Consider the following 10163-nt stretch of genomic DNA (forward strand, 5'->3'; position numbering starts at 1 on the left):
GGACTGCCTCATTTTCTCACCCTCGCGGAAATACCATACCTTTACCCTCCGACAAAAAACAATACAGTATGGTAATTGCATATTTAAGAATCAGCACCAGCAGACAGCACCTCGACAACCAGGCCGACGAAATCAGACGTTTTGCCCGCTCTCGCGACATGAACATCGACCGGTGGGTAACCGAGATTGTAAGTGGAAAGAAAGACCAACGAGAGCGAAAACTCGGAAGGGTAATCAGACAGTTGAAACCGGGCGACACCCTTATCGTAACCGAAATCTCGCGATTGAGCCGTACCCTCACCGAAATCATGGCCATCATGGGCCGATGCCTCGAGAAGCAAATCACCATCTACTCGACCAAAGACGGCTATGCCTTCGACAACACCATCAACAGCAAGGTGCTCTGCTTTGCCTTTGGCCTTGTGGCCGAAATCGAACGTAACCTCATCTCGATGCGAACCAAAGAGGCGCTGGCCCTGCGCAAGGCCGAAGGGGTAATCTTGGGCCGCCGCAAGGGGAGCATCACCAAATTGCGTCTCCTCATCGACCACGAGCCCGATATTATCGAGCGGCTGGCCCGAGGCGAGTCGATTCGCTCGATATGCCGGGGATACGGTGTATCGACCGACACCTTTCTCAAGTTGCGCAAGCTGTCGCCCCGGGTAGAGTGCGCCTTCCGCTACAAACAGCTACCGGCCCCCGAATAAAAAGGGGGCTGTACCCGGATGTCACGGATACAGCCCCTTGTGAGAAATAGTCTAATCGCCTATTTAAAGTTCAGTCGTATCTTATTTCTTCAGCATCTCCAACAGCAGCACCGGCTCGTTGGTGGTGATATAGTCGGCCTTGTGGTCGATGAAGTATTGCAGGTCTTCGGCCTTGTTGACCGTCCACACATTCACGGTGAGGCCCAGGAGGTGTGCCTCGTCGATCCATTGCGGATTGGCTTTCAAAACCTTATAGGCATAGTCGAGGCCGGTATAGCCCAACTCCTTGAGTTCGGCCGGGGTCTTGTCGCCGTTGAGATAGGCCACCTTGGCCTCGGGCGCCAGCTTTATCAGTTCGGTCCCCACCAGGTTGCTGAAGGCAATATACTCCACCTGCGCCTCCATCTTCTTGGCCTTCACCATATCGACCACCTTCCGGGCCAGTTCGATATTGCGCTCGGGAGTCGACTGGGTTTTCAGCTCCAGCACCAGAATCATGGGAGCCAGTTTCTTGCCGGCATCGAGGTAAGCCTCGAGCGAAGGCAGATTCTCGCCGTTTTTCAGTTTCGACCGGGTGAGCCGGTCGAAATTGCTCTTCTCGATCTCCAGCCCGTCGAGTGTATGGGCATCGTGATTGACCACCAGCCGACCATCGGCCGTGAGCCAAATGTCCAGTTCCGAACCCCAGCAACCGGCCTCATGAGCTTTTTGCAATGAAGCAATCGAGTTTTCGGCCGAACCTTCACACTTCCAATAACCGCGATGTGCCACAGCATGAGTGGTGTACTGAGCATAAGCACTCTGCGACAGGGCCAGCAATAGAGCAGCCGCCATAAAGAGTTTCGATTTCATAGTTATCTCACGTTTTTATTGGGTTTATAACTTGTTCAAGGTTTCATATTCTCGGCATTGGTCCTTATCTCGAAGAGAGCCGTCTTGAAATCGACCTGCGTATCGCGCACATCGTTGCAACGGACGATAAGGGCCCCCTCCTTCTCCCAATACGACTTCACGGTGTGGCCGTTCATGGGACCGTCGGCTTCGCCCCGCACGGTTACATCGTCGGGGTTGACGACAATCTTCAATCCCCGCGATTCGTTGAGCATGTCCATATCGCCCCGACTGTTCCCCCCCACAATGAGGGGCACCGCCTTGATGTAGGTAGGTATCACCTGTGCCTTACCGTCGTCCTGAGGTATGGGCATGATAATCTCGTCGCTCATCACACCGTTCTTCACCACCCCCTTCACGCCCAGTACATGCGTCACGGGGATACCCAACTCGTCGGCCACAAAGCGCTGATAGAGGAACTCGGGCGAGGCGGTAAGAATCCATACTTCAAAGCCAAACTCCTTCAGATTGGCAATCAAGGCCTTCATCTCGGGATACATTTTCCCCTTATAAGAGCGCATGTAGCAGTCGTAACCGATTGTCGCAATCTCCTCGGGAGTCATGCCGGCGAAGAAATGGACCCGATCCTCGACATAGGGTTTGCCCACGTTGTTGCCATCCTTCACCATGCGGTCGATAATCGCCATCTTCTGCCGGGCCAACCGGTCGGTGCGCTCCCGGTAATGCGTCTGGGCATAGGCATAGAGAGCCTCGTCGGCCAGATAGTAGGGGGCTTGCCCGAATACGGTACCATCGCAATCGAAGACGGCAACCTTGCGGTCGGTAATCGAGAGAGTCGTTTGCAGAAACTCCTCTATGCGTTCATTCGTCTCGGCGGGCCAGGTCGAAATGGGCCGATAGGTTTGAGCCGACAACACTGAGACTACACTCACGGCGAGTATTACCCAGGTTTCACGCAGCCGACTCAATCGGGGAAAATCTATCCTCTTCATATAATTATCATCGGTATGGTTTACAACATCGACAAATATACAAATTTTATTCTTCTCCACGGTTTTCAAAGGGAAAAATTTCGAAACAAAAAGCAAATTAAAAAATCAGAAATCGAAAGGAAACGAAAATTTAATATCTCTGTAATCTCCCTGTCAACAGACAAAGCAACCCAATGCCCCGGACAATCGCCTCGAATATTACGAAAGGCGATAAAACCGGAACGATAATTCCGAAAATTTTATTTTGCTGATAATAAGATAGATACGAAAAATTATGAAAATTTTTTTCAGCACAGGTAGGGGGATTTTCAAACTCCGGCGTTATAAGGTCAAAATCACATAGCTAAGTGACCCACAAGGGAAAGCAAAGCTGCCGGCTTCCCACCACGCATGAACGCGGAGAGAAAAAACGGCTCACTATTTACACAACGAAAAAAATTAACAAATTATGAAAATCAAATTTATTGCATTACTTTTGTGCGCAGCCGTAAGCAGCCATGTTGTAAAAGGACAAGAAACCACCGCTAATAACACCCAGTCTATGCCCCGCCACGAAATACGCCTCTCGGCCAGCGACGGACTCATACTCGGACTTGCAAACGTCTTTGGCATGGGCTTGAGCGACGCCGTAACAGGCAGCAAGCGCAGCGACGAAAAATCGAGCCTGGTATACAGTCTGGGTTACAGATACTCGATTGCCCGCTTCAGAGTAGGTGCCGACCTGGGATTCGTTCAATCGACCGGCAAGCTGACCCTGATTGGCGAAACGGCTCCCTCACTGAAAGAGAAAGACCTGAACTTCATGCTGTTGCCCACGGTCGAATTTGTATACTTCAAACGCGGTGTCGTTGAACTCTACGGTGGTGCTTCGGCCGGTGTAAATCTGGTGAACCACACCGAAAAGAGCCTGAACCAGACGGCTACCAGCAACGCCAAGAAGAGCGACCTCTCTACCAACTTTGCCTACCAGGTAAACCCCATCGCCCTGCGAGTTGGCAACCAACGCATCGGTGGATTCCTCGAAGCCGGACTCGGATACAAAGGCTTTGTTACCGCCGGTGTAAGCTTGAGATTCTAATCACCCCATAACCTGCGAGTGCTACTTATGCGAGAGACCAGAAAAGAAACCTTCAAGTCCCTGTTCCAGAAACACTATCCCCGGCTATGCCATATAGCCTACGGATATGTGCTGGACCGAGACGACTCGGAAGACATTGTGCAAGAACTCTTCATCAATGTCTGGGACAAAGGGAAAGATACCTTGCCCGAGAAAGAGTTTGCCGCCTACATGACCACTGCTATTCGAAACAGCTGCATCTCTTTCCTGCGCAAGAAACAGGGCGCCTTCGTTTCGATCGACGACTATCCCACTGCCGCCATCGACACGCCTGATGAAATCTATGATGAAGCCGACGAAGCGAAATCGCCCGACAATCTCCTGCAAGTAGCACTCGCATCGTTACCTCCTAAATGCAAAGAGGTCTTTTTACTGGCCAAACTCAAAGGTATGAAATACCGCGAGATTGCCGAGAAACTGAACCTTTCGGAGAAAACCATAGAGAATCAGATGACCCGGGCTATCCGACTCTTGCGCACCTATGTGGCCGAAAACAACGCCTTGCGCATGGCCCTTATCTCAATCATTTTATCAATCTTCTTAAACTGCATGTAAAATGGGAAATCACGACGACATAGACGAACTGTTGGCCAAACACTTCGCTCACGAACGGCTCACCGCCGCCCAGCAGGCCAAACTGGATCAATGGAAAGCTGCATATCCCGAAGAGAGCCAACGATTGCAACGGCTTATCGAGATGCCTATCTTCAGCGACACCTCGTTCAAGGTCGACACCGAAAAAGCCTGGGCCAAAGTCGAACCCCAACTCAAGGAGCACTCCCTGAAAATCGGAAGCTTCTCGCACAAATCCTGGTTCTACTCTGCCGCTGCCGCCATCGCCTTGATACTGGTAACCACCTGGATGATACTCTCTCACGAGACCGACACTCAATTTGTACGCTACGCCGATATAACCCAAACCGAAAACGTTCTTTTGCCCGATGGGTCGGAGGTTATCCTCTATCCCCATGCAACCCTGGCATTCCGATATGCCGACGACGGGACCGCCCGTCAGGTAGAACTCAAGGGAAAAGCGTTCTTTCATGTAAAAAACCGTGACAACGCCCCCTTCAAAATCTCTACCGGACAGATGACGGTCGAAGTCCTGGGGACTTCGTTTCTCGTCGATGCCGCTCACGACAACAAGTCGGGCGTGTTTGTCGAGAGCGGACGGGTGAAGGTCTCTACCTCATACAACAACGTCATCCTGGAAGCCAACGAAAAGGTCGAAATCGCCGACGACCAGATGACACTGGGCCTGATCGAAGACCCCGCTTCCTTCTTCGGGAAGGGCGACTCGGTACTGGTTTTCAAAAACAGTCCCATCGCCACGGTGGTCCAGGAGGTGGAAAAGCAGACCGGTGTAAAAATCGAGCTGGGTAAAGGGCTCGACCGAAACACGGTCACCACCAAAATCAATGTGAGCGAGCGTGAGAGCATCGCGGCCGAACTGGCTTTCGTGTGCGGCTGCCAATGCGACACCCTGGAAAAGGGGCGACACTACAAACTTTATTATGAGTAAGTTACAATTCTTATTCTCTATAATAGCACTACTTTGGGTTCATTCATCGTTAGGTGAAATTACAAAAAGACCCGTTGCGATAGCAGAAGAGCGGATATCAGTCTCCGCCTCTTCTGCTTCTGTGTTACAATGGTTCGAGCAAATCGAGCAGCAGTGCGACATCACCCTCTCGTACAACCCCTCGTCGATCGACCTCGACCGGGTGTGCACCTTCAAAACGGCAGGTGTCACCACCGTGGGGAAACTGCTGAAAGAGCTCCTGCGGGACTACCGCTTCAAGACCATCGAGATTTCACCCCGCAAACTGGTCATACAAATAGGCGAAGAGAAGTTCTTCACCCTCTCGGGTACCATCAGCGAAGAGGGAAGCAGCGAAAAGCTCTACGGAGCCATCGTCTCGCTTTACGACGAAAACGAACGGAAACAGTACACCCTCTCCGACGAAAACGGCCGATTCAGACTGCCGTTGCCCGAAGGGAGTTACCGACTCTGCATCACCTGCATGGGATACGAGCCTTATGAACAGACGATTGTCGTCGACCGCGACCTGACCTTGCAACCCCAACTCAATGCCCAGCTCTTCGAAATCGAAGAGGTCACCGTGAATTCGCGCAAACTGAGCAACTCGCTCGACGAACTGGCTCCTTCGAGCATGCTCTCGTTCAACAGCAACGACCTCTTTTCGCAAATCTGGATTCTGCCGGGCGTGACCGGCATACCCACCGGCAACAACTTTCTGGTCGACGGAGGCGGATACGACGAGAACCAGCTTCTGCTCGACGGCGTGCCCGTATACCACCCGGGGCACCTCAACCTGATGCTGCCCGTATTCAACGGCGACGCCGTGAAGAATATCGTCTTTCACAAAGGGTTCTTCCCCACCAAACTCGAGGGGAAGCTCTCGTCGATTACCGAAATAAACCTCAAGGACGGCAACAAACAGGAGCACATGCGCACCCTCTCGCTCGACATGCCGGCCGCCTCGATCATGCTCGAAGGCCCCATACTCAAAAACAAACTCTCCTACCTGGTGAGTGCCCGGCGCAGTTGGCTCGACCTGCTCGACGAGTTTTTCTCCGAAGAGGACCGCCTCAACCACTCGACGCTCGACTTCAACGCCAAGTTGTCGTACGACATCTCGCCGTCGAGCTCGCTCAAGGCTCTGGCTTACCATGCGCAAGACATCTACCGCATGCCCGTCGGCCCCAAAGAGAAGATTACGGCCATGCGCTGGAACAACCAAATCTACCAGCTCGCCTACAACTTTTCGAAAGGGAAATTGAGCAACACCACCTCGCTCTTCTACACCTCACACGAAAATGTGGCGCATGCCGGAATACTGGGTTTCGAAACCGCGACACGCAGCTACATTCACAGCGGCATCAAGTCGATGAACGTATCAACCGAGTTCACATACAGCTACGACAACATCTACACCACCCGCTGGGGAGCCAAATATGCCCACGAGGTCTACGACCTGGCCATCCTGGGCGACACGGTACGTGTGCGCCACGAGCCCATCGACCAATTCTCGATTTTCTACGACAACCTCATCCGCATCACTTCGCAACTATTCACCCAGGTGGGAGTCCATTTCATTGGCTATCTGCCCGAGAAGCACCGCGACTATTACAGCATCCAGCCCCGCTTCTCGCTCAAATACTCGCCGTGGACCAACGACCTGTTCTATCTCAACTTCTCGCGCATGGAGCAGTTTTACCACTACCTGCGGTTCAACACCTTCTACATGCCCACCGACTTCCGGATGCCCAGCATCGAGTCGTACAAACCACGCTCGTCGGAACACTACGAGGCGGGGTGGAAACACAACCTGCGCAACGGCGCCCTTGAGCTGTCGGCCTACTACAAGACCCGCCGCAACATCGTGGCCCTGCGCCCCGAGACCTTTGTCGAAGATACCGAGTGGGGCAACTACATCATGACCGGCAACGGCGACAGCTACGGCATCAAATGTTATTTCTACAACTACTGGCGGCACTGGTTGCTGCAACTCTCCTACACCTATGCCCGCAGCCGCGAGTGGTTCGACGAACTGAAGGCCAACGGGAAAATACCCTCGCTCTACGACATCCCCCACCAATTGAGCGGAGCCGTCACCTACAACCTCAACAGCAGCTCCTCCTTCTCGTTGGGCGGACTGTTGAGGTCGGGCAAGATACTCGAAATCGACGAGACGACATTCGACCCCTTCCCCATCGAGCAGTTCCACACCCGACGGGCTCCGCTCAACTACCGGGTAGACGCCGGCTATTCGTTCAAGAAAAATTTCGGGGACGACAAATTGCTGCTGCTTCGCGTAGGACTCTACAACATCGTAGGCAACCCGCCCGAAGAGGAGTTGCTCGACTTCTACTCCGTGCACTGGCCCTACAACTGCATGCCTTACGGGAGCATCAGCTTCAAGTTCTGAACAGGCAAAAAAAAAAATTCAGCTCCGGGTCTCGGGCTGAAATCAAAAGAGAGTCACAAACCGGTCACGGCACAAAACTCTCCCTGCGGGGAGGGCAAGAGCCGGTGCGACCGGTTACCAAAACTTGTTCTGGCTGGGGTTGTATTCAAAACCCGCACTGCCCAACTTGGCCACCAGGTCGGCCTTGCTGATGTGCATGTCGTCGCACAGCGCATCGAGCGAGGCATAGTTGTCGCGCAACTTGGTGTTGATAAACGAAAACAAGATCATCGGATCTTCGGGTAAGGTATTCATAATCTATTCCTTTCTGTTTCGGGGTGCAAAGATAGCAATTTCCCCCACAGGTGATACAAGAGAGCGGGAATAAAAATCACCACCCCGCCCCTTGCATATCGGCCGGGCCGGCAGCCGGGCCAGCGCCTCACTCTCCCGTCGGAGGCGTGTGGGGCAACCGCCCGTCCTCGATTTGCATCGTCTGCATCTGGCTCTTCGACACGCCGAACTTGCGGCCGAACGCGGTCCAATAGTACGTCGAGGCCCATATAAACAACCGCTTGCTCAGCGGCATGGTGGCCTGTATCGTGCGGTATTCCCCCCGGGCTACCGACCGTGCCAGCCGCTTGATGGCCCGCACGGCTACATACTTGAAGGGTGTACCCAGAATGGCCTCGCCGCTGCCCAACTCCAGAATAGAACCCAGCCGATAGCCGTTCTTCCGGCAGTAGAGGCGCATCATCTCTATGGCAATCTCGTTCTGGGTATACTCCAGAAAACCACAGTTAATCAGGATGGAGACCACCGGCTTGCGTGCGGGCGGACAGCTCTCCAACACCTTCAGAAACTCGAGGAACCCCACCGGCAGGGCATCGGCATAGAGGGGGAAGACAAAGAGCACATCGGTATACCCCGCCATCTGCTCGCACAACTCGCGATGATTGCGTCTGGTCAGGTTGAAATAGACCGTCTCGGCCGAGCAGTATTTCATAAAAAGTTCGGCATATCGCTTCGAATTCGACTTCGGAGCCCGGGGGCTGCCGTTGATAATCATTACTCGTCCCATAGTTCCACAATCTTTTTTACACAGTTTTCCAACTCGGCTTCGGAGGTGAATATCACCTCGTGACTCTCGAAGCTCATATTACTCGCATTGCGGGCTACCAGCCGACGGAAGAGAGCCTGCTCCTCGGCATCGATGTCGCCATAGGCCACAATCGTAGCCCGCTTGGGCACCACGGCCCGCTGCACATGGTGCGTCTCGCCCTTGACGATGCGGATAAAGGCCTGCTGCACCGGGATAGCCCGCTCGAGCATGCGCTTCATCACCGTATCGTATCCGCCGTAAATCACCCGGCTCACATAGAGCACCCGGTCGCTGGCGGCAATATAGGGATAGACCCGGGTCGCATCGTCGCGCATCACACACTTGCCCGGCGTACGGGTCCAGCATCCGAAGCAGCCTGTACAGTTGGCTATCTTCAGCGACGAGAGGTCGATATACTTTATTTCCGAATGGTCTCGAATGTTCAATCGAATAGGTCGGTCACTCATAATCAGTTTCATAATCAATCGTTTTAAGGGTCAATACGCCACAGCAATCTACCGGCCAATTTATATTGGTTCTAAATAATCCCCGAATTGGGTGGCAAAAATAGGCCATTTCACCACTCTCTCCAAAACGGCAGTTGCCGGTCTATCTATTTTTAGAACTTTTTATTGTTTCTTTTCAAGTTTGCCGAAGGGGTGTGTTTCCTTCGTCAAAACATTTCATAATCTTTTTGTTCTCAATGCAATACAGTTTTATACCATCTCCGGACATTCACTCTACAATACAACAACCGACCGCAGGCTCGTGTTCAGGCTGCACGCCTCGGCCCTTGTCTTGTAATACAATCGGGAAAAAAATGAGCGCGACCTGTTGTCCGGCAAACATATTGTTCGTATATTTGCGAACAACAATTCTGACTATGGACGAAAAACGAGACTATACCCTCACTCAGGAACAGTTGGCCCGGTATGCCAAAGCCCTGGGACATCCGGCCCGGGTGGCCATCCTGCACTTTCTGGCCCAGCAGGAGACCTGCTACTTCGGCGACATCCACGAAGAGCTGCCCATCGCCAAAGCCACCGTATCGCAACACCTGAAGGAACTCAAGGAGGCCGGCCTCATCCAGGGCGAGGTCGAGACACCCAAGGTGCGGTATTGCATCAACCGGCAAAACTGGGAGAAGGCCCGCCGACTGTTCGGCGAGTTTTTCGAGCAGTGCGTCTGCCCGTCGGGGAAGTGCTGCCCGTAACAGCCCCCCCCGTTTTTTTTTCGAACCTATTGTTCGTTATTCTACGAATTACGTTTAACTAATATAATTACAACAACGCAGGTATTTACAACCGATTATTACTCAATATTTTATAGGTAATAAGTCAGAAATATGGTCATTGTCTTTAATTGTACATTCTAAAGGGTGAAGATTTAACGCTTTTATTGATTATTAACTCAATTAGGATAACAATATAGGCGGTATCTTCTATTTTTCTATGCAATTCG

11 protein-coding genes are annotated in these 10163 nt (G+C 52.5%); 6 read left to right on the forward strand and 5 right to left on the reverse strand.

Translation table 11 applies throughout. The features are described from left to right. The first annotated feature begins 68 nt into the window (after positions 1-68). A complete protein-coding gene (locus B5F38_RS13005) occupies positions 69-707 on the forward strand; it encodes a recombinase family protein (RefSeq protein ID WP_087409577.1) in 639 nt (212 codons plus the stop codon). An 81-nt stretch (positions 708-788) separates the two neighbouring features. Here the strand turns inward: B5F38_RS13005 and B5F38_RS13010 are convergent, their stop codons facing one another. After that, on the reverse strand, positions 789-1559 hold the full coding sequence (locus tag B5F38_RS13010; protein ID WP_087409578.1) for a glycerophosphodiester phosphodiesterase family protein: 771 nt from the start codon (positions 1557-1559) through the stop codon (positions 789-791). A 35-nt stretch (positions 1560-1594) separates the two neighbouring features. Beyond that, positions 1595-2551 (reverse strand): haloacid dehalogenase-like hydrolase, encoded by a 957-nt coding sequence (locus B5F38_RS13015; RefSeq protein WP_087409590.1) that lies wholly within the window; start codon positions 2549-2551, stop codon positions 1595-1597. 448 nt (positions 2552-2999) lie between these two features. On the opposite strand from B5F38_RS13015, the gene B5F38_RS13020 reads away from it, so the two are divergent. The 4 genes from B5F38_RS13020 to B5F38_RS13035 all read left to right on the forward strand — a co-directional run bounded on the left by B5F38_RS13020 (position 3000) and on the right by B5F38_RS13035 (position 7621). Continuing rightward, positions 3000-3629 carry a hypothetical protein gene (locus B5F38_RS13020; protein ID WP_087409579.1) on the forward strand — a complete coding sequence of 210 codons (630 nt, stop codon included), beginning with the start codon at positions 3000-3002 and terminating at the stop codon, positions 3627-3629. A gap of 27 nt (positions 3630-3656) precedes the next feature. Beyond that, positions 3657-4223, forward strand: coding sequence for an RNA polymerase sigma-70 factor (locus B5F38_RS13025; protein WP_087409580.1), 567 nt, complete (start codon positions 3657-3659; stop codon positions 4221-4223). A gap of 1 nt (position 4224) precedes the next feature. Beyond that, entirely contained in the window at positions 4225-5190 is a 966-nt protein-coding gene (locus B5F38_RS13030; protein WP_087409581.1) for a FecR domain-containing protein, read from the forward strand. A 121-nt stretch (positions 5191-5311) separates the two neighbouring features. Continuing rightward, on the forward strand, positions 5312-7621 hold the full coding sequence (locus B5F38_RS13035) for a TonB-dependent receptor (RefSeq protein WP_241147868.1): 2310 nt from the start codon (positions 5312-5314) through the stop codon (positions 7619-7621). A 114-nt stretch (positions 7622-7735) separates the two neighbouring features. Here B5F38_RS13035 and B5F38_RS13040 read toward each other — a convergent pair whose 3' ends face one another. The 3 genes from B5F38_RS13040 to B5F38_RS13050 all read right to left on the reverse strand — a co-directional run bounded on the left by B5F38_RS13040 (position 7736) and on the right by B5F38_RS13050 (position 9181). Next, positions 7736-7915 (reverse strand): DUF4250 domain-containing protein, encoded by a 180-nt coding sequence (locus B5F38_RS13040; RefSeq protein WP_025279088.1) that lies wholly within the window; start codon positions 7913-7915, stop codon positions 7736-7738. 127 nt (positions 7916-8042) lie between these two features. Continuing rightward, positions 8043-8681: a hypothetical protein gene (locus tag B5F38_RS13045; RefSeq protein WP_087409583.1), complete on the reverse strand. Its 639-nt coding sequence runs from the start codon at positions 8679-8681 to the stop codon at positions 8043-8045. Next, entirely contained in the window at positions 8669-9181 is a 513-nt protein-coding gene (locus B5F38_RS13050) for an NAD(P)H-dependent oxidoreductase (protein ID WP_087409584.1), read from the reverse strand. Before B5F38_RS13050 ends, B5F38_RS13045 begins: the two co-directional genes overlap by 13 nt. A gap of 404 nt (positions 9182-9585) precedes the next feature. Between B5F38_RS13050 and B5F38_RS13055 the strand changes: the two genes are divergently transcribed. Then, positions 9586-9915, forward strand: a complete 330-nt coding sequence (locus tag B5F38_RS13055) for a winged helix-turn-helix domain-containing protein (protein WP_087409585.1) — start codon at positions 9586-9588, stop codon at positions 9913-9915. Positions 9916-10163 lie beyond the last annotated feature (248 nt).

Source organism: Barnesiella sp. An22, assembly GCF_002159975.1.
GTDB classification, from domain to species: Bacteria; Bacteroidota; Bacteroidia; order Bacteroidales; family Barnesiellaceae; genus Barnesiella; species Barnesiella merdigallinarum.